Genomic DNA, 23,103 nt, shown 5'->3' with positions numbered 1-23,103 from the left:
CAAAAACGCTCCGCATGTACACCCCACCGTTCAAAATAACCACCCGAGCCATCAACCTCATTGCCGAAATATCGGCGATGGTGGAACGGTTTGCTATCCGGATGGAACAGGACGATGCGTTGCTGCTGCGGAAAATCAACCGTATCAAAACGATTCAAGGCTCGCTGGCCATTGAAGGAAACACGCTTACAGAAAGCCAGATAACCGACATCATAGACGGGAAACACGTTGTAGCACCGATTCGCGAAATCCAAGAAGTAAGGAACGCTATCAAAACCTACAACCTCTACTCGCAACTCGACCCCTACTCGGTGAAAGACCTATTGCGAGCGCACGGAGTAATGATGGAAGCCCTGGCCGACGATGCGGGGCATTTCCGCAAAAGCGGCGTCGGAGTGTTCGCTGGAGCGAAAGCAATTCACATAGCACCGCCTGCGAACCGAGTTCCGACGCTGATTGCCGACCTGTTCGAGTGGCTGAAAAAAGCGGATGACCACCTACTGATTAAAAGCTGCGTATTTCATTACGAATTCGAGTTCATCCACCCGTTCAGCGACGGAAACGGACGAACCGGAAGACTATGGCAATCGCTGATATTGGGCCAACTACATCCTGTATTCGAGCACCTGCCTATTGAAAACATGGTATACGCCAACCAACAAGGCTACTATGATGCCATCAACCGTAGCTCGGCCGAAGCCAACAGCGGAATCTTCATAGACTTCATGCTGGAAGAAATATTCAAGACGCTGAAAAAGAGACAAGGCAAACCCCTGGATGAAACATCGTATCCCATTGACTCCGATATACCCAAATTGGAAGTTCACGATATAGTCCATGAATTCAATCATGATATTCCTATAATAACCAGATACCCCCAAGAAGGACAAGAAAACACCCAAGAAACAAAACATATCACCCAAGAAAAAGAAATAAGCACCCGAGAAATTCATGATTTCACCCAAGAAAACCCAAGAAACACCCAAGAAAAGATACTGACGGCGATACGAAATAACCCAAGAATAACCCGCCGAGAACTGGCCGTACTACTGAACCGCACCGAAGATAGCATCAAATACCAACTGCTGAAACTGACCCGACAAGGAATCATCAAACACGTCGGAGCAACCAAAGCAGGCGAATGGCAGATTCTAAAAGAAAACCACCGATGAACAACGCGTGCGAAATATTCGACATAAAGACCGAACGAGAATTTGAACGCGCGGCGCTGGAACTATTCCGGGAACAAGCGGAAAAATGCCCGCCCTATCGGGAATATCTGTCGCTGATAGGAGTAAATCCGAGGGAAGTAGACGAATACGGAAAGATACCGCATCTGCCGATAGAGCTATTCAAAACCCACGACGTCTACTGCGGAGACGACGAACCGGAAGCGGTTTTCACGTCGAGCGCGACGACGGGAATGACCCCGTCACGCCATCCGATGCACTCACTGGCCCACTACGAACGAACATTCCGCACGGCATTCCGGACGTTCTATGGCGAACCGTCGCACTGGAGCCTGTATGCGCTGCTACCGAACTACCTGCGCCGCCAAGGCTCATCGCTGGTCTACATGGCCGACCGCTTGATAAGAGAATGCGACTCGGGCGGCTTCTATTTAGACGACTACGACCGTCTGCTGCACGACATGGCTACCGACCCGAAACCGAAAATCCTGCTGGGAGTGAGCTATGCACTATGGGACCTTGCCGAAAAATATGCACCGAAACTACCCGACACGATAATCATGGAAACGGGCGGAATGAAAGGCTACCGCGAAGAATTGCCCAAAGAAGAATTCCACAAGATACTCTGCACGGCATTCGGCGTGCAAGAAATCCACTCGGAATACGGGATGGCGGAACTCACCTCGCAAGCCTACTCCGCGGGCGGGAACCGCTTCCGCTGTCCGGCATGGATGCGGGTAACGGCCCGCGACATCAACGACCCGCGCGACCTGCTGCCTGCCGGCACTCGCGGAGGACTGAATGTAACCGACCTGGCCAACCGCTGGTCGTGCGCATTTATCGAAACACAAGACGCAGGACGCGTATTCCCCGACGGCTCGTTCGAGGTGGCAGGCCGCATCGACCATGCGGAAATCCGCGGCTGCAACCTGTTAGTACAATAAACCGATGAAAACCGTAGCATTCGTACCCATCCGCCTGAACAGCCAACGTGTCGAGGGCAAGAACCTGCGACGATTAGGCGGCGAACCGCTGATGTGCCACATCCTTGAAACGCTACTCCGCACGGAACGGATCGACGAAGTGTACGTTTATTGCAGCAACGAAGAAATCCGCCCGCTGCTGCCGGAGGGAGTGAAGTTGCAGCGACGCGCCGAAGAACTGGACCGCGACACGACGCTGGGCCGCGAAATATACGACGCCTTTACGGCCGAAGTGGAAGCCGACTACTATGTACTGGCCCACGCGACCTCGCCTTTCATCCGCCCGAAGACGATAGACGACGCGCTGGAAAAAGTACTTACGGGCGCTTTCGATTCGGCATTCAGCGTAGAAAAGATACAGACGTTCGCATGGTACGAAGGCCGACCGCTGAACTACTCGCCGGACAACGTACCCCGCACGCAGACCCTCGAACCGGTCTACATAGAGACGAGCGCGTTTTTCATCTTTCCGCGCGAACTATGGTGCGAACGGCACCGGCGCATAGGCGACCGCCCCTACATGGCGGTGGTGGACCGCATCGAAGGGCTGGACATCGACTACCCGGAAGATTTTGCGATGGCCGAAGTAATTGCGGCAGCGAGAGGAATAGGTTAGGTAAAAATCAACGGAATGAAACACACGCAGCGGGCCACCTTGGGCGGCAAACTGAGCGCCGTGCTGGTTGCGGCGGGGAGCTCGGTCGGGCTGGGCAACATCTGGCGCTTTCCCTACGTAGCGGGAGACAACGGCGGCGGCACCTTTCTGGCGATATACATCCTGTGCGTACTGATAATGGGACTGCCGCTGATGATTGCCGAATTCTCGGTAGGCCGCGCGTCGCACAAAAACGCCGTAGGCGCCTATCGTGCACTCGACCGCAAATGGAGCTTCCTGGGCTACAACGGAGTACTGGCGGCATTCCTGATTCTGGGCTTTTATTTTGTGGTCTCGGGCTGGACGGCGGAATACATGGTCCACTCAGTGACGGGCGAACTGGCCCGCTACACCACGGCCGAAGAATACACGGCCATGTTCGAGCGGTTCATCGGCAGCCCGTGGCGACCGCTGCTCTACACATCGGTGTTCATCCTGGCGACCCACTTCATCATCGCGCTGGGAGTACAAAAGGGAATCGAGCGCTCGGCCAAGGTACTGATGCCGCTGCTTTTCGTCATCTTGGTTGCGCTGGCCATCCACTCGCTGCTGATGCCCAACGGAGCCGAGGGGCTGAAATTCTTCTTGAAACCCGACTTCTCGAAAATTGGCCCGGCAACCGTACTGACAGCCTTGGGACAAGCGTTCTTCTCGCTTTCCATCGGCATCGGAACGATGGTGACCTATGCGTCGTACTTCAAGCCCGAAACCAACCTGCGGCACACGGCCCTCAACGTGACGATACTGGACACGCTGGTGGCTCTGCTGGCGGGAATCGTCATCTTCCCGGCCGTCTTCAGCGTGGGCATCGAACCCTCGTCGGGGCCGTCGCTGGTATTCATCACCCTGCCGGGAATCTTCAACGGGATGCCGTGGAGCATGGTTTGGTCATCGGTTTTCTTCCTGCTGCTGGTCGTAGCGGCCCTCACATCAACGATTTCGCTGCACGAAGTCATTACGGCCTACATGCACGAAGAATGGCACCTGAGCCGCAAAGCCGCGGCATGGGCCACGACGGGAGCCACGATGGTATTGGCAGCCTTGGCATCGCTGTCGCTGGGCGTGCTGAACGGCTGGAAAATCTGCGGGCTGAACCTTTTCGATTCGCTGGACTATCTGACGGCCAACATCCTGCTCCCGGCAGGCGGATTCTTTACCTGCATATTTGTCGGCTGGCGGCTCGATCGCAAAGTGCTCGAAGCACAGGTCACCAACGACGGACACTTGCCGTTCCGCATCCGGGAAGTCTTCGTTTTCCTGCTGCGCTATCTCTGCCCGGCGGTACTGCTGCTTGTCTTCCTGGATAACTTGGGAGCATTCTGAGCCGAACACAAAAAAGAGTTGTCTGTAAGCAGGCAACTCTTTTTTAATTGGGAAATCCGGACCGTCTAATTGATGTTGCGGCGGTCGGGCTCGCGGTCGGGCGAAGCGGCATCCATCTCGACCTGCAACTTCACCATATTGATAGCCGTAGCGGCGGCCTCGTCGCCCTTGTTGCCCAAACGACCGCCGCAACGGTCGAGGGCCTGCTGCATGTCGTTGACAGTCAGCACGCCGAACGCGACGGGCATGTTCCACTGCAACTGCAACTGCGTGATGCCCTGCGTGACGCCCTGGCAGATGAAATCGAAATGACGCGTATCGCCCTGCACGACGCACCCGAGCACGATGACGGCGTCGACATCGGTATACTCGGCGAAGAACTGGGCACCCAACGCCAACTCGAACGTACCGGGAACGTACTTGATCTGAATGTTCAGATCGGAACACCCGGCGGCCCGCAAGGTACGCACAGCACCTTCCAGCAAGGCCTCTGTGACCTCGCGGTTCCATTCGGCCACCACGATGCCGAAGCGCATGTCGGCGGCCGACGGCAGCGGAGCGTCGAATTTGGAAAGGTTATGATTCCGGGTTGCCATCCGCAGTTCAGTTTACGCCGCCCAACAGCTTCTCGGCCGGGCTGGCCTCCATGGACATGGGATAATCGGTCAAGATGCGCTCGCAAAGAGCGGCGGCCTGCGTGCGGTTGCCCGCAGCCTGCTCGGCCAACGCCTGCTTGTAGAGGTACAGGGGTGCCGTCAAATTGTTGTCCGAAGCCTTGGCGGCCTTGGCGAACAGCTTGGCAGCCTTGGCATAGGCCTGCTGCTCGACAGCGACATCGCCCTGCAAACCGAGATTCTGCGCGTTGATGATTTGCCCGGGCAGCCCCTTGACGGGCGAGAACTTGGCCAGGTAAGCGGCGGCGTTCTCCAAATCGCCCATGTGCAGGTAGCAGATACCGGCGTAGTGCTTGGCAAGGTTGCCTGCCGGAGTGGCCCCGTAACGCTCGATGACCTCAAGGAATCCGGCGCCGCTGTCATCGCCCAAAAGCGCCAGCTCGTAATCGGGCGTCTCCTGCTCGAAACGGTTCTGCGCCTCGGCGATCAAGGCCGCAGCCTTCTCGGCACGCGGAGCGACGACAAGCGCCCGGTAACCGAAGACCAGCGCCGCCACGACGAACAGCGCGAGAATCAGATAAGACATCGTCCGGCCGTGCTTCTCGAGGAAGAACTCGGTCCGGTTCATTGCTTCGCCGAGCGATTCCTGCCCGGCAGTCTGCTGATTTGCCATAATGTATGCTATTGTTAGTTCGTAATCCGTGCGAAGCGGCGACGGGCCGCAGCAATCCGGACAAAGATACGAAACTATTCACAATGTACAAGGCCGTGTCGGGGATTTTTTGTAACTTCGCCCCACGAAACACCGCCATTCCCATGCGTCTGAAAAAACTATCGTTGCTCCACTTCAAGAACATCGCCCGGCAGGAACTGGAATTCTGCCGCGGGGTGAACTGCTTAGTGGGCGACAACGGCGCAGGCAAGACCAACGTAATGGATGCGATATACTACCTGTCGATGTGCAAGTCGTCACTGCCGATGACCGACACGCAGAGCATCCGGCACGGCGAAGAGGGCTTCCTGGTCGAGGGCCAGTACGTCTCGGACGAGGAGAAGAACGAACGCATCGTCTGCTCTTTCACACGCAAGGGAGGCAAGGTGCTCAAACGCAACGGCAAGGAATACGAACGGCTGGCCGACCATGTGGGGCTGGTGCCCGCGGTCATCGTTTCGCCTGCGGACAACGCGCTTATCAGCGATGCGGCCGAAGAACGGCGCCGCTACCTGAACGCCTGCATCTCGCAACTGGACCGCCCCTACCTGGCGAACGTCATGCGCTATAACGCAGTATTGGCCGAGCGCAACCGACTGCTGAAGATGCAGCCCGACGAAACGATGCTGGCGATTTACGACGACCAGCTGACCGACTACGGCACGAAGATACACGCCGCGCGCCAAGCCTTTGCCGAACGGCTGCAACCCGTAGTGGCGGAGTACTACCGCATCCTCTCGGGCGACCGCGAAGAAGTGGAACTGCACTACAAATCGGAGCTCGGCGAACGGCCTTTCGATGAAATCCTGCGTGCGGCCCGCCAAAAAGACCTGGTGAACGAATACACGACCTCGGGCATCCACCGCGACGACCTGACGCTGCGCATCGGCGGCTATCCGCTGCGCAAATACGGCTCGCAGGGGCAGCAGAAATCGTTTCTTATTGCGCTCAAACTGGCTCAATACGCCGTAGTGGCCGAAGCGTGCGGCGAAAAACCGATTCTGCTGCTGGACGACCTGTTCGACAAGCTGGACGCAGGACGGGTGGAACAACTTATCCGTCTGGTATCGGACGAAGCGTTCGGCCAGATATTCATCACCGACTGCAACCCGACGCGGCTGAAATCCATCCTCGACGAAGCGGGCGGCGAATATGCGCTGTTCACCGTAGCAAACGGCGAAATCGCATCGGAACACGGCCCGACGAACGAAGCTCCCGACGAAGCATGAGACGCACGAAAACCATGCTGATGGGCGACCTGCTGGAAGAATTCTTCCGTCGCCCCCATATAGCGGCCAAGGTAGCCGAGGGAAAACTGCCCGATACCTGGCGCGCCATCGTGGGCGACCGGACCGCCGACCTGACGACCGAACTGCGGCTCGAAAGGCACATCCTGCACGTGCGCATCCAATCGAGCGTCCTGCGGCAGGAACTGTTCTACCAGCGCGAAGCCCTGCAAGAAGAAATCAACCGCCGCTCGGGCATACGGATTGTCCATGCGGTAATTATCCGCTGACCCGAAAAGGGGCTGTCTGCGATTTGTCAGACAGCCCCTTTTTCATAATCCGGCAGCAAGCGGCATCAACCGCACTTGGAATAACCGCACGACATGCAGGTGAGACACCCGTTCTGGTAAGCCATATTCTCCTGCCCGCAGGAGGGACACTTGCCCTTGGACTTGGTACCGTCGGCGATATACTGCTTGATTGCGCGGCATACGCCTGTTTTCCACGTATTGATGGACTCGCTGTCGAGGTGCAGCGACTCGATGAGCGACACGGTTTTCTCGATGGGCATGCCGTGACGCAGAACCCCCGAAATGAGCTTGGCGTAATTCCAGAACTCCTCGTCGAAGAGACGCGAGATGCCGCCGATGGTGTTGGTGTAGCCGTAACGGTCCTTATACTGGAAGTCGTAGCGCTTGGAACCGTCCTCCTCGCGCACCTTGATGATGAAACCCTTGGTAATCTTACGCGGAATGTACATGGCGTCCTCCTCGATCTTGCCGGTGAAGACCTCGTAAGGCCGGCCGTCCTGCAAACCGACGAACGCAATCCAATCCTCGGAACCGTTCTTGAACCGCACGATGTCGGCGGGAATCGACTTGGGACGCTTGGGCGCCTGTCCGGGGTGCTCCTCGCACTTGCGCTTGGACTTGGCTCCTTTCTCAATCAGCACGCCCTCGCGGCATCCGTCGCGGTAGACGGTGACGCCCTTGCAGCCGCACTCCCACGCGGTCCGGTAGACGTCGGCAACCAACGCCTCGGAGACATTGTTGGGCAGGTTGACCGTGACGGAAATCGAATGGTCGACCCACTTCTGGATGGCGCCCTGCATCTTGACCTTGGCCACCCAGTCGATGTCGTTGGCCGTGGCCTTGTGGTAAGGCGATGCCTCGACCCACTTCTGCAACTCGCTGTCGGAAATGGAAGCGAGCTTCGAGGTGTCGTAGCCGTTGGCTTCGAGCCACTTGACGAAATTGTGGTGGTAGACGTTGTACTCCTGGAACTTTTCGCCGGTCTCGTCCTCGAAATCGACGTGCGTGTCGTGGTCCGAGGGATTGATCTTGCGGCGCCGCTTGTAGACGGTGCGGAACACGGGCTCGATGCCGGAAGTGGTCTGCGACATGAGCGACGTGGTACCCGTAGGAGCGATGGTCAGCATGGCGATGTTGCGGCGCCCCTTGTCGACCATCTCGGCGTAAAGCTCGGGGTCGGCCTCGCGGATGCGGGCAATCATGGGGTTGTTCTTCTCCTTGGCGGCATCGTAGACGGCGAACGGGCCACGCTCTCCGGCCATCTTGACCGATGCGCGGTAAGCCTCGACGGCCAGCGTTTTCTGCACCTCGACGGCAAAGGCGATGGCCTCCTCCGAACCGTAACGCAGACCGAGCGCCGCGAGCATGTCGCCCTCGGCCGTGATGCCCAACCCGGTACGGCGCCCCTTGAGCGCCATGGTGCGGATTTTCTTCCACAGCTCCAACTCGACGCGGCGCACGTCCTCATCCTCCGGGTCGGCGGCGATTTTCTCGATGATAAGCTCGACTTTCTCCAACTCCAGGTCGATGATGTCGTCCATCATGCGCATGGCCTTGGCGACATGCTGCTTGAACTTGGCGAAGTTGAACTTAGCCTTCTTGGTGAAAGGCTCGTCGACGTAACTGAGCAGGTTCAGCGCCAACAAACGGCACGAATCGTAGGGACACAACGGAATCTCGCCGCACGGATTGGTCGACACGGTGACGAAACCTTCGTCGGCATAACAATCGGGCACGCTCTCGCGGATGATGGTATCCCAAAACAGCACGCCGGGCTCGGCCGACTTCCATGCGTTGTGGATAATCTTCTCCCACAACTTCCGGGCGTCGATCTGCTGCTCGTAACGGGGCTTCTCGGCGTGGATGGGGAACTGCTGGTGGTACTTCTTCCCGGCGATGGCGGCGCGCATGAACTCGTCGTCGATCTTGATGGAGACGTTGGCGCCCGTGACCTTGCCCGTATCGACCTTGGCGTCGATGAACCGCTCGGCGTCGGGGTGCTTGATGGAAAGCGAAAGCATCAACGCCCCGCGGCGGCCGTCCTGCGCCACCTCGCGCGTGGAGTTGGAATAGCGTTCCATGAAAGGCACGATACCGGTGGAAGTGAGGGCCGAATTGAGCACGGGGCTGCCCGTGGGCCGGATGTGCGAAAGGTCGTGGCCCACGCCGCCGCGCCGCTTCATGAGCTGCACCTGCTCCTCGTCCATGCGGAAGATACCGCCGTAGGAATCGGCGGGATTCTTATGGCCGATGACGAAGCAGTTGGAGAGCGACGCAACCTGGAAATCGTTGCCGATACCGGTCATGGGACCGCCCTGCGGAATGACGTAGCGGAAGTGGTCGAGCAAGGCGAAGACCTCGTCGGCCGACATGGGATTGGGATACTTCTTCTCGATACGCTCGATTTCGCGGGCGATGCGCTCGTGCATCTGCCGGGGCGACTTCTCGTAGATGTTGCCGAACGAATCCTTGAGCGCGTACTTGCTGACCCACACCGTAGCGGCCAAATCGTCGCCGTCGAAATAGACCTTCGATTCGGCGACGGCGTCGTTGTAGTCGACCTTCTGCGGCGTCGGGGACTGAATGTTTTTGGACATGGTATCTATATCAATATTTTAATCGTTTCTTCCGAAAACCCGGTTCTGCAAAGATGGCGCATTGCGGCCGAAAAAACCAATTCCGGCCACCCGAATTATCCACAAAATATCTACAAAAAAGGCGTAGCACATTTCAACTCACTGAAACACACCGCGGCTGTCTTTATGCAGATGTTTTTGCAAAGGCGTATTTATTCAATACAAACTACCGGAACCGTTTTGGCGATTTCGGCTTTACTTTCATATTTATAAATTCCTATTTGCCGTACTCGTTTTCCTTGGGGAACTTTGATTATTTCTTCATCATAATAACGTTTCCCTTCATCATTTACAAATAAAACGAGAACTCCGGTAAATGAAGATATTCCATATTTCTTATCTTCTGCATGTGCGAGAGCTGCTCCGGGAGATACTTCTTGAAGCACTTGGAATCGATTCCCTTGAATATAATCCCCCGGTTCGTCAAACATAGTAATACCTTGATTATTAGCAGTCGATATAAAAAGAGAAAACAAGATAATAAGAACAGCACCTGTTATTGCGCCAGCAATAAATATCAGTAGATTTTTCATTTTTCTCATTTAAAAATTAGTTTTATCTGACGGCCACGGCGTCGATTTCGACCAAAGCGCCCATCGGAAGCGCGGCGACCTCGAAGCAGATGCGGGCAGGCATCCGCTCGGTGAAGAACTCGGCATAGACGGCGTTCATGGCGGCGAAGTCGGAGATATGCTGCAACAGCACGGTGGTTTTGACCACGTCGCCGAACCCGTAACCTGCCTCGGCGAGGATATGGCCCAGGTTCGTGAGCGATTGCCGGGTCTGGGCCGCAATGTCCGCGGCCATCGCACCCGTGGCACCGTCGACGGGCAGCTGTCCCGAAACATAGAGTGCGCCGTTGGCCTCGACGGCCTGCGAATAAGGCCCCACGGCTTTGGGCGCCAAAGGCGAAGCGATGATCTTTTTCATAAAGGTATATTGGTTTTTGAACGTTCGGAAAGACACGGAAACAAAGGTATGAAATATTCCGTATATTTGCTGCATAAACGAACGCTGCAACGATGAAAAGAATGCTTGCGCTGGTTCTGCTGGCGTCGCTGGCTGCCGGATGCAGCCACACCAGAGAGTGCCACTGCCGCGCCTATCAGAAGAAATACCGCCGCCCGCTGACGGGAACTGCGTGGCAGCTGGTCCAACTTTACGGGCAGAACGTACCGCCCGAAAAAGGCGCCTTCACAGTCACGCTGTCGCCCGAAGAGGGACGGATAAGCGGCTCGGGAGTCTGCAACCGGCTGTCGGGCGACTACGCGACCGACGAAACCCGGGCACTGAAAATCGGGCCGCTCCGCACGACCCGCATGGCCTGCCCCGGGTTGGAACAAGAACAGAAATTCGTAGAAGCGCTCACAACGACGACCCACTACGACATGGACGGGCCGATGCTGATGCTGCTCTGCAACGGAGAACTGCGGGCGGTGTTGCAGGCAGTACCCGAACCCAACGAAAAATAACAAAACAACGGCTTGCCGCCGCTGTTTTCAAAGCCGCAGGTCCCCGCATCAAAACCGAAGCCGTCCCGAAAAATCGGGACGGCTTTCCTACATACGGGATTTCCCCGTTTACTCCAAACCGTAGCGCGCCTCCTGAATCTGCTTGAAAAGAGCGTAGCGCACCGACTGCAAAGCCCTCGATTCGGACTCCATCCGCTCCACTTCGGGGCACTCGTTGCGAATCGCACCCATCTGCGTCCTCGAAATGACCGACAGCACAGGCATCTCGCGGCCTTGCTGCCGATACCACTCCACCACGTAGCGCAAGACGGCCATATCGCGGGCGAAAAGCGCTTTGTCGCGGGCAGCTATCGCGGGCCGATACTCCGGATTATGAGTTCGCAAACTGTCGTACATGCGGTCGTAGCCCATCTTGTTTTCCACAACCCGGGGATTATCCTTGGGCAGATTCTTCACATATTGGTACTCCTCGTGCAGCTTTTCATATTCGGGCGCCGTGCGCAGAATCTCCTGCCAAGCCTTGTAACTCGCCTCATAACGTTCGTACAAGGCTTCGATCTGCGGAACGCTGTCGCGAATAGCCTGCAAATTCACGCCCGGATAGTCCGAAAGCCGGGCCACCCGCCCCTCGCGTTCGGCCAGAATCATGTAACACTCCCACTTTTTCCGGTTCAATTCCATAGCCAAGCGCTCCAGCTCTGCATCGAGCGTCTCCAGCCTGCGCTCCATCTCTTCAACGCTGGGCTGTTTCTTCTTGGGCTTCGCCGCGTCGGCCGCACCCCAGCAGAGCACGGACGCCACGAACATCAATATCCATCGTTTCATAATTGACGGTTTTATACAAAAAAGCGAAATTTCCAGAATTACAATAAAAAAATCGCGGCCCGAAATTCCGAAGCACGATTTTTTCAACCCGGGTCCCTACTTCAGATGGGGATTGACCTTGTGCCACTCGTCGACGGGCGGAATGATACCCATCGAAATGACCTCGTCGCGGAGCTTGCAGAGGTGGTTGTAGCTGTCGGTGAGCTTGGCGTGCTCCTCGGGAGTACCCTGCACGTTCTTGTACTCGACACCCTTGGGACCGATGGAAGTCTCCATGGCCATGAGGATATGCCGGAACTCGTCGTTGTGGACGTAGACCCCGGCGGGATAAGTGAACGCCTTGCCGCCCATGGCCGCGGCAATCATGCAAATCGAAAGGTAAGCCGGGCTCTGGAACGACGAACGGCCGCGCAAGTCGATGATGTGCTTGCCGCCCTGGATGACGCGCTGCTGCAGCTCGTGCCAGTCGTCCTCGGGCATTTCATGACCGATGAGCTCCGACAGCCGACGCCCGGCCACCAACGTGGTGGAAGCGAAGACGGCCATCTGCTCGCCGTGACCGCCATAAGTGCGGCAGTTGCGGATTTCGTCGGGCGAAATATGGAAGTACTGGGCCAGCTCGGAACGCAGACGCGTGGAATCGAGCGCCGCGAGGGTCGACACCTGCGACGGATGCAGACCGCCGTGAATCAACGCAACGAGACCCGTGATGTCGGCGGGATTGAAGATGATGACCACATGCTTGACGTCGGGACAATAAGTCCGAATGTCCTTACCAAGCTGGGCTGCGATTTCGGCGTTGCCTTTCAAAAGGTCCTCGCGTGTCATGCCGGCCTTGCGGGCGGCGCCGCCCGACGAAACGACGTAGGAGGCCCCGGTGAGCGCATCGCCGATGTCGGAGGTCCAGGTGAGGTTCACCCCCTCGAACGCGCAGTGGCGCAGCTCCTCGACAACGCCCTCCAACGCGGGCGCAAAGGGGTCGTAAAGGCAGATGTTGGGCGTCAGCCGCATCATCAGCGCGGTCTGTGCCATGTTGGAACCGATCATGCCGGCCGCGCCGACGATCGTGAGCTTTTCATTGGTGACAAATTCCATCGTAACTATATGATTAAGTAAGATTCTTCGCTGTCGCTCGGCATTCATTCTATTTCGCGGCGGTTCAAGAGCGCGTGGGTAATGGTGAGCTCGTCGACATACTCCAGCTCGTCGCCGAAACCGATGCCCCGGGCGATGGACGTGACTTTGACCCCGGGGTAATGCCTCAGGCGGCTCATCAGGTAGAAAAGCGTGGTTTCTCCCTCTACCGAAGTGGAAATGGCCAGAATCACCTCCTTGATTTCCCCCTGCGCGATACGGTCGCACAAGAGGTCGATTTTGAGGTCGGAGGGCGCGATGCCCTGCATGGGCGAAATGACGCCGCCCAACACATGGTACAGACCTTTGTACTGGTGGGTGTTCTCGATGGAGAGCACGTCGGCGACCTGCTCCACGACGCAGACCGTCGAACGGTCGCGCTCGCGGTCGGCGCAGATGGGGCACACCTCCTCGTCGGAGAGGTTGTTGCAACGGCTGCAATACCGGACCTCGCGCCGGAAACGGTCGATGCTGTGGGTCATGTCGCCCACCGATTCGGGCTCCATGCGCAAGATATGGATGGCCAGCCGCAACGCGGTGCGCCGCCCCACTCCGGGCAGTTTCGACAACTCGCCGACCACGTCCTGCAAGAGCTTCGACATATCAGACGACCTCGATTTTACGGCCTTCCAACCACCCTTTCTTCCCGTCGCCGATGACGACCTCGCACCACTCGCCGAGACGGTCGGCAATCCGCACGACCGTCCCCTCGTGCAAGACGAACAAATCGGTCGCCGACTTGTCGGGCGAACTCTTGACGGCGACCGAAGCGGCCGTCACCACGGCCTGCGAATCGTCGAGCATCTCGCGGCGGTCGGCCGCGGCGAACCACGTAGCGCAGACGAACAGCAATCCGGCAACAAGCGTTCCATAGAACCCTGTCTTGCGGAGCGAAAGCCGCGGCGCAAGCAGGTAAAGTAGGAACAACGCAAGCGCGCAGGCCAACAGCACGAGCGAAAGCACGGTCCACGCCGCACAGCCCATCGTATGGCGCACGCCGCGCATCCATCCGACGAAGAAGAATTCGGGAATCCGCTCGATATTGTCTTTCGTGCGGGCCTCGGCGACACTCAGATTGTAGCGGCTGTCGTCGTTGCCGGGAGCCAGCCGGAGCGCCCGATGATAAAACAGAATCGCCTTGCCCAACCGGTTTTCCTTGAAATAAGCGTTAGCAAGGTTGTAATAGAGCTTGACGGAGACGAACCCTTGTGCGAGCAGCTGCTCGTAAGCCGTGGCCGCAGCGCGGAAATCGCCGTTGATATAAGCCGTGTTGGCGGCGTCCCACAACTGCTCGGGAGAATCGGCCGCCGCGGACTCCTGCGTCTGCACGTCGGCCGTCTCCTGCGGCAGGACATCCTGCGCCGACACCATGCCGACGCCCGACACCAAAAGGCACAAAACCAATATAATCTGTTTCATACGCATTTCTATCTACGTTTGACCATCGCCTCGATATGCGAAACCAGGTCGACCCCCTCGTCGTAGACGTCGCTCATACGGGCCGAAGCGGCGGGCGAATACTGCGCCTCGTCGCAGCGGGCGATGATGGAGGTGAAACGCTGCGACTGCTCGGCCGGAACCCCGCGCTTGTGCAGCTCCTCGCGCACATTCTCCTTGGTGAGGTTGGCCACGGGAATATTGAGCTTGTCGCTGACATAACCCCACAAGGCCCGCAGCATCTCCTCGTAGAAAGCATGGCGGTCCTGCTGCTCCATGTATTTACGGGCAGCCCGGAAACGCTGCACGGCGACTTTGCTGGCCCTCCGGCCCCGCAGGAGCACCGCGTTCTGCGAATCCTTGATACGCTTGCGCAAGGCGAAATAAACCGCTCCGAAGAAAACCAACACGAAAGCGAGCACGCCCCAATAAAGCCCGCTGAAAAGCAACGGCTGCCGATGCGAACGCAGCTGCGCACCGCCCAGCTTGATGAAGCGGATATCCTGCCCCAACAGCCGGACCTCCTCCTTGGACATGCCGCGGCCCTGCATGACGACGGCATCGCCGCCGCCGTTGGCATCGGGCGTGACTTCGAGGGTGAACGGCTTGGATGTCAAGGTCCGGTACTCCATGCGCGAGGGGTCGAAATAACTGAACTCGACAGGCTCGATGTCATACGTACCCTCGGCCCGCGCGATGAACGGATAGTCGAACTGCCGGTAACCGGAAATCCCGGCCGCCGACGGGTTGATGGACTCGGTGGTCTTGACGTTGTACTGCTCGAACGAACCGGGCAGCGAGAGCTTGGGCGCCTGCACGAAGGTGAGGTTGCCCGAACCCGAAATCCGGACCTGGCACGTAGCGGCGGAATTGGCCGCCAGCCGCGCGTCGGGGAACTCGGTCTCCATGCTGAAATGACCCACGGCGCCGCTGAAGCTGGCGGGAGCCCCTGCGGGCAAGGGCTTGACAGTCACGCTGACGCGCTGGCTCTGCACCTTGCGCGGCACGTTGTAGATGTCGTGCCCGCCGCCGAAGAAAGGATCGACATGACGGCTCTGAACGACGACTTGCGCCATGGCGGTCAACTCGGCCGGGTCGATGGTGAGCGTCCCGGCCTGCTGGGGGTAGAGCAGGAACTCGCGGGCGACCAACGTTTCGTAAACCTTGCCGTTGAAAGTCTCGCGCTGCCGCCGTGCGTTGTCGGTATTGAGCTCCTGGGCCCAGAACCCGTTGAACGACGGGAACCGGACATCCTGATAACCCACCACGGTGACGCGCTCGTAGAGCTTGAACGTGACGCGCAAAGGCTCGCCCTTGTAAACCGAAGTCCGCGAAACGATGGCCCGCAACAAAATATCGTCCTTGGCAATCTGCTGCCGGGCGGCGCTTTCGGCGCTCTGCTGCGGAGACTGCCGCCCTGCGGAAGCATCGGCATCGGGCTGTGCCGCGCCGGAACCTCCGCCCGGCTCGCTGACGACCTCGATGGCCAAAGGCCGGGTACGGTAAGCCGTACCGTCGACGGCGATTTCAGCGGGACCGACGGTGACATTGCCCGCCGACTGCGGCAAGAGAACGAACGTAATGGTGTAATTGACGCTCTTGGTCATCGACCCGTTGACAATCTGGATCGACGACCCTTTCGACACGGCAGGACCCGCCAGCACGTCGAAACCCTCGAACGACGGGGCGACGAACGAATCCTTGTCGGGATTGGCGTTGAGCGCGAACTCCACGCGGAACGCCTCGCCGACGGCCACCGTCAAGGGTGCGGAGACCTCGAACGCGACCTTGTCCGCCCCGAAGACGGGCAGGGCAGCGACCGCGCAGAACGCCGCGCACAGAAACTTAGCAATAAAACCTTTCATCGAAACTTACAACGTGATTTCCACGCGGTTATTATCTCAATGCTTGAAGTCGGCGAAGAAATCGTTGCCCTTGTCATCGACGATGATGAAGGCGGGGAAGTCCTCGACGTAAATCTTGCGCACGGCCTCCATGCCCAACTCGGGGAAGTCGACCACCTCGACCGACTTGATGGAATTCTTGGCCAGAATAGCCGCGGGACCGCCGATAGAACCGAGGTAGAAACCGCCGTTGGCCTTGCAGGCATCGGTGACCTCCTGCGAACGGTTGCCCTTGGCGACCATCACCAACGACCCGCCGTGCTTCTGGAAGAGGTCGACATAGGGGTCCATACGCCCGGCCGTGGTGGGGCCGAACGAACCCGAAGCCATGCCGCTGGGCGTCTTGGCCGGACCGGCGTAGTAGACCGGATGCTTCTTGAAATACTCCGGCATGGGCTTGCCCTCGTCGAGCATCTGCTTGATGCGGGCATGAGCGATGTCGCGGGCGACGATCAGCGTACCCTTGAGGTTCAGGCGCGTCTTGATGGGGTACTTAGTCAGGATGGCGCGCACCTTGTCCATCCCCTCGTCGAGGTCGATGTCCACGGCGGGCGACATGGCCGGAGCCTCCTTGGGCAGGAACCGTGCCGGATTCTTCTCCAGCTCCTCGATGAAGATACCCTCGGGGGTAATCTTGGCCTTGATGTTGCGGTCGGCCGAACAGCTTACGCCGATGGCGACGGGGCACGAAGCGGCATGGCGCGGAGCGCGGATGACCCGCACGTCGTGCACGAGGTACTTGCCGCCGAACTGGGCGCCGACGCCCGACTGCTGGCAAATTTTGAGCACCTTCTCCTCCCATTCGAGGTCGCGGAAGCAACGCCCGCCCTCGTTGCCCGAAGTGGGCAGCTCGTCGAGGTAACCCGCCGACGCTTTCTTGACGGTCGAGAGGCACATTTCGGCCGAGGTACCGCCGATGCAAAGGGCCAGGTGATACGGCGGGCAGGCCGAGGTGCCGAGGTCCTTGATGTGTTCGGTGATGAACTTGGTGAGCGACTGCTCGTTCAGCAGGGCCTTGGTCTGCTGGTAAAGGAATGTCTTGTTGGCCGAACCGCCGCCCTTGGTGATGAAGAGAAACTCGTACTCCATACCGGGCTTGCCACCGTAGATGTCGATCTGCGCAGGCAGGTTGGTACCGGAATTCTTCTCGTCGGTCATGGTGAAAGGCACGACCTGCGAATAACGCAGATTACGCTCCTTGTAAGTCTCGTAAACCCCGCGGGCGATGCACTCGGCGTCGTCGGCCCCGGTGAAGACGTCCTCGCCCTTGTGGCCGATGCAGATGGCCGTACCGGTATCCTGGCACGTGGGCAGCTCTCCCTCGGCCGAGACGCACTGGTTGAGCAACATGGTGTAAGCCACGAACTTGTCGTTGTCGGTAGCCTCGGGATCGTCGAGGATGTCGCGCAGCTTCTGCAAGTGGGCGGCGCGCAGGTAGAACGACACGTCGCTGTAAGCAGCCTTGGAAAGCAGCTCCAACCCGGCGGGGTCGACCTTGAGGATTTTACGGCCGTCGCACTCGACGACCTTAACGTAATCTTTGGTCAGCAGACGGTACTGCGTCTTGTCCTCCCCGACGGGGAACGGCTCCTGATAGATGAATTCAGCCATAGTCTATTATATTGTTTCGTGTTAGCGCTCGAACCATGCAAAAGTACAAAAAACTATCCGGATTGCACAACAAATCCGGCACTCTGTTATTTTTTTCACAAAAAGCGCCCGAAAAGAAACGTTCTTAAGATTATTTAATTAAATTTGTGCGATTTTTGAGTACGAATCTTTTTCTTGCCCAAGCCATACCGGGCCGGGGAAAGGCTCGACGAACAGGAACGATTCACTGCTAAACAATAAATGATTATGGTATCTTACAAGGAACTGGGTCTGGTGAACACCCGCGACATGTTCGCCAAGGCCATCAAGGGCGGCTACGCCATTCCGGCCTTCAACTTCAACAACATGGAGCAGATGCAGGCCATCATCCAGGCATGCGTCGAGACCTCGTCGCCCGTCATCCTGCAGGTGTCGGCAGGCGCGCGCAAGTACGCCAACCAGACACTGCTGCGCTACATGGCACAGGGCGCTGTGGAGTACGCCAAGGAACTGGGCAAGAACATTCCCATCGTACTGCACCTCGACCACGGCAACTCGTTCGAGCTGTGCAAGGACTGCATCGACATGGGTTTCTCGTCGGTGATGATCGACGGTTCGGCACTGCCCTATGACGAAAACGTGGCGCTGACGAAGAAAGTCGTAGACTACGCTCATCAGCACGACGTAACGGTCGAAGGCGAGCTGGGCGTGCTGGCCGGCGTCGAAGATGAAGTGGCTTCCGAGCACTCGCACTACACCGACCCCGCCGACGTGGAAGACTTCGTGAAGAAGACGGGCGTGGATTCGCTGGCCATCTCGATCGGCACCTCGCACGGCGCCAACAAGTTCAAGCCCGAGCAGTGCACGCGCAACGCCGAGGGCATCCTGGTGCCGCCCCCCCTGCGCTTCGACATTCTGAAGGAAATCGAAAAGCGCATCCCGGGCTTCCCCATCGTACTGCACGGCTCGTCGTCGGTACCGCAGGAATATGTGAAGATCATCAACACGCACGGCGGTGCACTGAAAGATGCGGTCGGCATCCCCGAAGAACAGCTGCGCGAAGCTGCGAAGAGCGCAGTCTGCAAAATCAACATCGACAGCGACGGCCGTCTGGCCATGACCGCTGCCGTGCGCACCGTATTCGTGGAGCAGCCCGCCGAGTTCGACCCCCGCAAGTACCTGGGTCCGGCCCGCGACGAACTGAAGAAACTCTACATGCACAAGTGCGAAAGCGTCCTCGGTTCGGCCGGCAAGGCTTAATCGAGAGAAGTCTTTCAAGAAAAGGGGCTGTCTGCGCTAAGCAGACAGCCCCTTTTCTTAAAATATGCGTTAGCTATTTCTCCAGCGTCACGCTCACGCGGTCGAGCTTGCCGCCCAACGGAGGGGCCAGCTTGGAGACGGTGCAGACGACATGGCGAATCTGCGGAAAAGCCGCCCGGACCGCATCCAGGATATTCATCGCCACCCGCTCGATGGTGCGCTGCGTGACGCGCATCTGCTCGCGGACCACCTCGTAGACGGTCAGATAGTTGACCGCCTTTTCGACACAATCCTCCGCCGCGACGTCGCCCAGCTCGGCCGTAATAGTCAAATCGACCGTGAAACGGTTGCCGACCTTGCGCTCCAGCTCGTAGCAGCCGTGCAGCGCATGGAACTCCATGCGTTCGAGCGTAATGCGGTACTCCATTATTCGACGATGATAAGATAATAGTTCTTCTTGCCTTTCTGCACGAGCAGGTATTTCCCGGCAATGAGGTCCGATTCACCGACCGGACGCATCGGATCGGCGACTTTCTCCTTGTTGAGCGCCACGCCGCCGCCCTGCACCATCTTGCGGCACTCGCCCTTGGAGGGGAATACCTGCGTCTTCTCGGCGGCAAGGTCGACGAACGGCAAATCTAACCCGGCCCGGGCGATGCGGAACTGCGGCACACCCTCGAAGACCTGCAACAGGGTCGTTTCATCGAGTTTGTGCAACGCTTCGGAAGTAGCGCCGCCGAAAAGAATGGCCGACGCTTCGACCGCCTTTTCGTACTCCTCCTTAGAATGAATCATCGTGGTAATCTCCTGCGCCAGCCGCTTCTGCAACGCCCGCAGATGGGGCGCGGCATCATGCTCGGCGATAAGCGTTTCGATGGTTTCGCGGTCCAGGAGGGTGAAAATCCGGATATAGCGCTTGGCGTCCTCATCGCTGACGTTGAGCCAGAACTGATAGAACTTGTAAGGCGACGTATAGCGCGGGTCGAGCCACACGTTGCCGCTCTCGGTCTTACCGAACTTGGTGCCGTCGGCCTTGGTAATCAAGGGGCAGGTGATGGCGAACACCTCGGCTTCGGGACCCAGCTTGCGGCGGATGAGCTCGGTGCCCGTAGTGATGTTGCCCCACTGGTCGGCGCCGCCGAGCTGGATTTTGCAGTTCATGGCCTGGTAGAGGTGCAGAAAGTCGTAGCCCTGCACGAGCTGGTAGGTGAATTCGGTGAACGACATGCCGTCGCCCTCGCCGTTGAAACGCTTCTTGACCGAATCCTTGGCCATCATATAATTGACCGTAATGCACTTGCCGATGTCGCGGATGAAATCGAGGAACGAAAACTCCTTCATCCAGTCGTAGTTGTTGACCATGACGGCGGCGTTGGGAGCGTCGGACTCGAAATCGAGCAGTTTGGCCAGCTGGCGCTTGATGGCCTCCTGGTTGTGACGCAGCGTCTTCTCGTCGAGCAGGTTGCGCTCCTGCGACTTGCCCGAGGGGTCGCCGATCATGCCCGTAGCGCCCCCGACGAGGGCCAGCGGACGATGGCCGCACAACTGGAAGTGCTTGAGAATCATCACGCCGACCAGGTGGCCGATATGCAGCGAATCGGCCGTGGGGTCGATGCCCAGATAGGCCGTGGTCATCTCTTTTTCGAGCTGTTCCTTGGCTCCGGGCATGATGGTGTGGATCATCCCGCGCCATTCGAGTTCTTCGATAAAATTCTTTTTCATATCTCTTTTCATTTTATTCCATTTCCAAATCCAGCGCCTTGCGGAGTTCGGCCACCAGCGGATTCTTCTCGGTGAGGAACTTCACCTTGTCCTCCGGCTTGATGGGCCGTGCGGCGCGGATGGCTTCGTTGACCGTCACATCCAGGTCTATAACGCCCCCGATACCCGCCAGCTCGGCGATGCGGATAAGCATCGCGGTCTTGTTGCGCAGGATTTCCTCGCGCAGCTCCTCCGTCGGCACGCTCACCGCAATGACGTTTTCGCGGAACTGCATCCGCTCGAAAGCCGGAACGAAACGCGGACGCCGGGACTTGATAAGGTTGAGAATCCGCTCGCGGGCCTTTTCCAACTTCTCGGTGCTCCGGAGGTCCACATCGGGGTTGCCTGCCTTTTCGGCCGGACGCTCCCCGTCCGGTTCGGCGGCACCCTCCGGCGAAGCCAGCAGGTCGGCCAGCGAAGCACCCGAAATCAGCGGCTTGCGCGGAGAACGGGGCTGCAAAACCGAAGTTGCGGCCGGCTGTGGTTCCGGCGCAGATTCGGTCTTCGGAGCAGGGGCCGGGTCGGCAGGAACGGGTTGCGGTGCCGGAATTTCCGTTGCAACGGGTGCAGGAACCGGCTCGGCAACGGATTGTTCAACCGGAGCAGGCGCCGGAACGGCGGCGGCAGGCGTCACAACGGATTGTTCTACCGGAACTGATGCCGCAGCGGCCGGAGCCGGAACAGCGGGAGCAACAACCGGAACAGCCGATGCCCCAGCACGGGGCTGCAATTCGGGAAGCGGATACTCCTCGACGGAGGTCAGGGTATCATTTTTTTTTTGGCCGAGCCCTGCAATCTTCATCAGGCCCAGCTCCACGAGCAGTCGTTGGTTGGAAGACTGCCGTATCTTGCCGTCGAGCTCCGTCAGACAGGCGATGGCCCCGAACAGGAACCCGACTTCGCAGGCGCCCGCCTGCGTCCGGTATCGTTCGAGCAGCGTTCCGGTCATCTCGATGAGCCGCAGCGTTTCGGGCCGCTTGGCCATGAGCAAGTCGCGCATGTGGCGGTTGAGCCCGGCCATGAAGGTCTGGCCCGAGAAGCCCTGCGCGAGCACCTCGTCGAAAGCGACGAGCGCCCGGACGTAATCGCCCGCGAGCAACATATCGGTGACGCCGAAATAAGTGTCGTAGTCCAGCACGTTGAGCGTCTGGGCCACATGGCGGTAATCGAGCGTCGTGCCGCAGAACGACACGGCCTTGTCGAACATCGACAACGCGTCGCGCATACCGCCGTCGGCTTTCTGCGCGATGAGGTTCAACGACTCCTCGTCGGCCGTGATACCCTCTGCGGAAGCAATATATTTAAGGTATTCGACCGAATCCTCGACACGGATGCGGTTGAAATCGTAAATCTGGCACCGCGACAGAATGGTCGGGATGATCTTGTGCTTCTCGGTGGTCGCCAGGATGAAAATCGCATGGGCGGGCGGCTCCTCCAACGTCTTGAGGAACGCATTGAACGCCGCGGCCGAGAGCATGTGGACCTCGTCGATGATGAAGACCGAATAACGCCCCACCTGCGGGATGATGCGAACCTGCTCGATGAGGGTGCGGATGTCCTCGACGGAGTTGTTCGATGCGGCGTCGAGCTCGTGGATGTTGAGCGAGCGTCCCTCGTTGAACGAACGGCACGATTCGCACTCGTTGCATGCCTCGGCTCCGTCGGGCGAGAGGCAGTTGATGGCCTTGGCGAAGATGCGCGCGCAGGTGGTCTTGCCTACGCCGCGGGGACCGCAGAACAGATAGGCGTGGGCCAGCTGGCCGCGCTCGATGGCGTTCTTGAGGGTGGAGGTGATATGCTTCTGCCCGACGACCGACGAAAAGGTCGCGGGACGGTATTTGCGTGCGCTGACGATGAATTCGCTCATAATAGCGCAAAATTAAGAATTAAAAATTAAGAATTAAAAATTAAGAATTAAAAATATCATTCGCAGGACCGCGGACGGGATTCGGTCCGACCGCATCGACCTGCTATTATGTCCGCCGGATGCCGCAAGTTGGCAGTCCTGCCTGCCGGATTGTCGGCCGGGGCGTGTCGGAAACTGACACAATGACCGGAACCCGCGGAGTG

22 protein-coding genes are annotated in these 23,103 nt (G+C 58.4%); 8 read left to right on the top strand and 14 right to left on the bottom strand.

What is annotated here, in order from left to right:
- The first annotated feature begins 14 nt into the window (after positions 1-14).
- From QVG21_RS01720 to QVG21_RS01705, 4 genes are read left to right on the top strand one after another with little or no spacing between them, the layout of a single operon-like run.
- Entirely contained in the window at positions 15-1,172 is a 1,158-nt protein-coding gene (locus QVG21_RS01720; protein WP_287921846.1) for a Fic family protein, read from the top strand.
- Positions 1,169-2,134 carry a long-chain-fatty-acid--protein ligase gene (locus QVG21_RS01715; protein WP_287921521.1) on the top strand — a complete coding sequence of 322 codons (966 nt, stop codon included), beginning with the start codon at positions 1,169-1,171 and terminating at the stop codon, positions 2,132-2,134. The genes QVG21_RS01720 and QVG21_RS01715 overlap by 4 nt, the downstream gene beginning before the upstream one ends.
- Positions 2,135-2,138: 4 nt before the next feature.
- On the top strand, positions 2,139-2,789 hold the full coding sequence (locus QVG21_RS01710) for an acylneuraminate cytidylyltransferase family protein (protein WP_287921518.1): 651 nt from the start codon (positions 2,139-2,141) through the stop codon (positions 2,787-2,789).
- Positions 2,790-2,804: 15 nt separating this feature from the next.
- Positions 2,805-4,151 (top strand): sodium-dependent transporter, encoded by a 1,347-nt coding sequence (locus QVG21_RS01705; RefSeq protein WP_287921515.1) that lies wholly within the window; start codon positions 2,805-2,807, stop codon positions 4,149-4,151.
- Between the two features lie 65 nt (positions 4,152-4,216).
- On the opposite strand, the gene ribH is transcribed toward QVG21_RS01705, so the two are convergent.
- Complete coding sequence (gene ribH, locus QVG21_RS01700; RefSeq protein WP_251214004.1) at positions 4,217-4,747, bottom strand: 6,7-dimethyl-8-ribityllumazine synthase; 531 nt, start codon at positions 4,745-4,747, stop codon at positions 4,217-4,219.
- Between the two features lie 7 nt (positions 4,748-4,754).
- Complete coding sequence (locus tag QVG21_RS01695; RefSeq protein WP_287921511.1) at positions 4,755-5,438, bottom strand: tetratricopeptide repeat protein; 684 nt, start codon at positions 5,436-5,438, stop codon at positions 4,755-4,757.
- 143 nt (positions 5,439-5,581) lie between these two features.
- Here QVG21_RS01695 and recF point away from each other — a divergent pair, with 143 nt between their 5' ends.
- Together recF and QVG21_RS01685 are read left to right on the top strand one after the other, a co-directional pair.
- A complete protein-coding gene (recF, locus tag QVG21_RS01690; protein ID WP_287921509.1) occupies positions 5,582-6,706 on the top strand; it encodes a DNA replication/repair protein RecF in 1,125 nt (374 codons plus the stop codon).
- A 14-nt stretch (positions 6,707-6,720) separates the two neighbouring features.
- Positions 6,721-6,993, top strand: a complete 273-nt coding sequence (locus QVG21_RS01685) for a DciA family protein (RefSeq protein WP_321571042.1) — start codon at positions 6,721-6,723, stop codon at positions 6,991-6,993.
- Between the two features lie 65 nt (positions 6,994-7,058).
- Here the strand turns inward: QVG21_RS01685 and QVG21_RS01680 are convergent, their stop codons facing one another.
- From QVG21_RS01680 to QVG21_RS01670, 3 genes are all read right to left on the bottom strand, one after another.
- A complete protein-coding gene (locus QVG21_RS01680) occupies positions 7,059-9,611 on the bottom strand; it encodes an adenosylcobalamin-dependent ribonucleoside-diphosphate reductase (protein WP_287921506.1) in 2,553 nt (850 codons plus the stop codon).
- 191 nt (positions 9,612-9,802) lie between these two features.
- Positions 9,803-10,192, bottom strand: a complete 390-nt coding sequence (locus tag QVG21_RS01675; protein WP_287921505.1) for a hypothetical protein — start codon at positions 10,190-10,192, stop codon at positions 9,803-9,805.
- A gap of 13 nt (positions 10,193-10,205) precedes the next feature.
- Positions 10,206-10,580: a RidA family protein gene (locus QVG21_RS01670; protein ID WP_287921503.1), complete on the bottom strand. Its 375-nt coding sequence runs from the start codon at positions 10,578-10,580 to the stop codon at positions 10,206-10,208.
- Positions 10,581-10,672: 92 nt separating this feature from the next.
- Here QVG21_RS01670 and QVG21_RS01665 point away from each other — a divergent pair, with 92 nt between their 5' ends.
- Positions 10,673-11,122, top strand: coding sequence for an META domain-containing protein (locus QVG21_RS01665; protein ID WP_287921500.1), 450 nt, complete (start codon positions 10,673-10,675; stop codon positions 11,120-11,122).
- A 108-nt stretch (positions 11,123-11,230) separates the two neighbouring features.
- On the opposite strand, the gene QVG21_RS01660 is transcribed toward QVG21_RS01665, so the two are convergent.
- The 6 genes from QVG21_RS01660 to QVG21_RS01635 all read right to left on the bottom strand — a co-directional run bounded on the left by QVG21_RS01660 (position 11,231) and on the right by QVG21_RS01635 (position 18,033).
- Complete coding sequence (locus QVG21_RS01660; RefSeq protein ID WP_287921497.1) at positions 11,231-11,947, bottom strand: DUF5039 family protein; 717 nt, start codon at positions 11,945-11,947, stop codon at positions 11,231-11,233.
- Positions 11,948-12,043: 96 nt separating this feature from the next.
- Entirely contained in the window at positions 12,044-13,042 is a 999-nt protein-coding gene (locus tag QVG21_RS01655; protein ID WP_287921496.1) for a malate dehydrogenase, read from the bottom strand.
- Positions 13,043-13,086: 44 nt separating this feature from the next.
- Entirely contained in the window at positions 13,087-13,683 is a 597-nt protein-coding gene (gene recR / locus QVG21_RS01650; protein ID WP_287921494.1) for a recombination mediator RecR, read from the bottom strand.
- A gap of 1 nt (position 13,684) precedes the next feature.
- Positions 13,685-14,500, bottom strand: coding sequence for a tetratricopeptide repeat protein (locus QVG21_RS01645; protein ID WP_287921492.1), 816 nt, complete (start codon positions 14,498-14,500; stop codon positions 13,685-13,687).
- An 8-nt stretch (positions 14,501-14,508) separates the two neighbouring features.
- Positions 14,509-16,383 carry a BatD family protein gene (locus QVG21_RS01640; protein WP_287921490.1) on the bottom strand — a complete coding sequence of 625 codons (1,875 nt, stop codon included), beginning with the start codon at positions 16,381-16,383 and terminating at the stop codon, positions 14,509-14,511.
- Positions 16,384-16,419: 36 nt separating this feature from the next.
- Positions 16,420-18,033 (bottom strand): fumarate hydratase, encoded by a 1,614-nt coding sequence (locus tag QVG21_RS01635; RefSeq protein ID WP_287921487.1) that lies wholly within the window; start codon positions 18,031-18,033, stop codon positions 16,420-16,422.
- Positions 18,034-18,279: 246 nt separating this feature from the next.
- On the opposite strand from QVG21_RS01635, the gene QVG21_RS01630 reads away from it, so the two are divergent.
- On the top strand, positions 18,280-19,272 hold the full coding sequence (locus QVG21_RS01630) for a class II fructose-bisphosphate aldolase (protein WP_251214016.1): 993 nt from the start codon (positions 18,280-18,282) through the stop codon (positions 19,270-19,272).
- A 73-nt stretch (positions 19,273-19,345) separates the two neighbouring features.
- Here QVG21_RS01630 and folB read toward each other — a convergent pair whose 3' ends face one another.
- From folB to dnaX, 3 genes are read right to left on the bottom strand one after another with little or no spacing between them, the layout of a single operon-like run.
- The gene (gene folB, locus QVG21_RS01625; RefSeq protein ID WP_251214017.1) at positions 19,346-19,699 is read right to left on the bottom strand and encodes a dihydroneopterin aldolase; all 354 of its coding nucleotides are present in this window, start codon (positions 19,697-19,699) and stop codon (positions 19,346-19,348) included.
- Positions 19,699-20,994, bottom strand: a complete 1,296-nt coding sequence (gene tyrS / locus QVG21_RS01620; protein ID WP_287921483.1) for a tyrosine--tRNA ligase — start codon at positions 20,992-20,994, stop codon at positions 19,699-19,701. Before tyrS ends, folB begins: the two co-directional genes overlap by 1 nt.
- Before the next feature lie 13 nt (positions 20,995-21,007).
- Positions 21,008-22,900 carry a DNA polymerase III subunit gamma/tau gene (gene dnaX, locus QVG21_RS01615; RefSeq protein ID WP_287921481.1) on the bottom strand — a complete coding sequence of 631 codons (1,893 nt, stop codon included), beginning with the start codon at positions 22,898-22,900 and terminating at the stop codon, positions 21,008-21,010.
- Positions 22,901-23,103 lie beyond the last annotated feature (203 nt).

Source organism: Alistipes sp. UBA6068, assembly GCF_949428155.1.
In the GTDB taxonomy this organism is placed as follows: Bacteria; Bacteroidota; Bacteroidia; order Bacteroidales; family Rikenellaceae; genus Alistipes; species Alistipes muris.
Note: the sequence above shows the minus strand (reverse complement) of the source record. Positions and strands in the feature narration are given on the sequence as shown.

Excerpts from the sequence above, each read along its gene's own strand:
- QVG21_RS01655 (WP_287921496.1), bottom strand. The coding sequence starts at position 13,042 with ATGGAATTTGTCACCAATGAAAAGCTCACGATCGTCGGCGCGGCCGGC.
- QVG21_RS01635 (WP_287921487.1), bottom strand. The coding sequence starts at position 18,033 with ATGGCTGAATTCATCTATCAGGAGCCGTTCCCCGTCGGGGAGGACAAG.
- QVG21_RS01665 (WP_287921500.1), top strand. The coding sequence starts at position 10,673 with ATGAAAAGAATGCTTGCGCTGGTTCTGCTGGCGTCGCTGGCTGCCGGA.
- QVG21_RS01660 (WP_287921497.1), bottom strand. The coding sequence starts at position 11,947 with ATGAAACGATGGATATTGATGTTCGTGGCGTCCGTGCTCTGCTGGGGT.
- QVG21_RS01695 (WP_287921511.1), bottom strand. The coding sequence starts at position 5,438 with ATGGCAAATCAGCAGACTGCCGGGCAGGAATCGCTCGGCGAAGCAATG.
- recR (WP_287921494.1), bottom strand. The coding sequence starts at position 13,683 with ATGTCGAAGCTCTTGCAGGACGTGGTCGGCGAGTTGTCGAAACTGCCC.
- QVG21_RS01720 (WP_287921846.1), top strand. The coding sequence starts at position 15 with ATGTACACCCCACCGTTCAAAATAACCACCCGAGCCATCAACCTCATT.
- QVG21_RS01680 (WP_287921506.1), bottom strand. The coding sequence starts at position 9,611 with ATGTCCAAAAACATTCAGTCCCCGACGCCGCAGAAGGTCGACTACAAC.
- QVG21_RS01705 (WP_287921515.1), top strand. The coding sequence starts at position 2,805 with ATGAAACACACGCAGCGGGCCACCTTGGGCGGCAAACTGAGCGCCGTG.
- recF (WP_287921509.1), top strand. The coding sequence starts at position 5,582 with ATGCGTCTGAAAAAACTATCGTTGCTCCACTTCAAGAACATCGCCCGG.
- QVG21_RS01685 (WP_321571042.1), top strand. The coding sequence starts at position 6,721 with ATGCTGATGGGCGACCTGCTGGAAGAATTCTTCCGTCGCCCCCATATA.
- dnaX (WP_287921481.1), bottom strand. The coding sequence starts at position 22,900 with ATGAGCGAATTCATCGTCAGCGCACGCAAATACCGTCCCGCGACCTTT.
- QVG21_RS01630 (WP_251214016.1), top strand. The coding sequence starts at position 18,280 with ATGGTATCTTACAAGGAACTGGGTCTGGTGAACACCCGCGACATGTTC.
- tyrS (WP_287921483.1), bottom strand. The coding sequence starts at position 20,994 with ATGAAAAAGAATTTTATCGAAGAACTCGAATGGCGCGGGATGATCCAC.
- QVG21_RS01715 (WP_287921521.1), top strand. The coding sequence starts at position 1,169 with ATGAACAACGCGTGCGAAATATTCGACATAAAGACCGAACGAGAATTT.
- QVG21_RS01670 (WP_287921503.1), bottom strand. The coding sequence starts at position 10,580 with ATGAAAAAGATCATCGCTTCGCCTTTGGCGCCCAAAGCCGTGGGGCCT.
- folB (WP_251214017.1), bottom strand. The coding sequence starts at position 19,699 with ATGGAGTACCGCATTACGCTCGAACGCATGGAGTTCCATGCGCTGCAC.
- QVG21_RS01710 (WP_287921518.1), top strand. The coding sequence starts at position 2,139 with ATGAAAACCGTAGCATTCGTACCCATCCGCCTGAACAGCCAACGTGTC.
- QVG21_RS01640 (WP_287921490.1), bottom strand. The coding sequence starts at position 16,383 with ATGAAAGGTTTTATTGCTAAGTTTCTGTGCGCGGCGTTCTGCGCGGTC.
- QVG21_RS01675 (WP_287921505.1), bottom strand. The coding sequence starts at position 10,192 with ATGAGAAAAATGAAAAATCTACTGATATTTATTGCTGGCGCAATAACA.
- ribH (WP_251214004.1), bottom strand. The coding sequence starts at position 4,747 with ATGGCAACCCGGAATCATAACCTTTCCAAATTCGACGCTCCGCTGCCG.
- QVG21_RS01645 (WP_287921492.1), bottom strand. The coding sequence starts at position 14,500 with ATGAAACAGATTATATTGGTTTTGTGCCTTTTGGTGTCGGGCGTCGGC.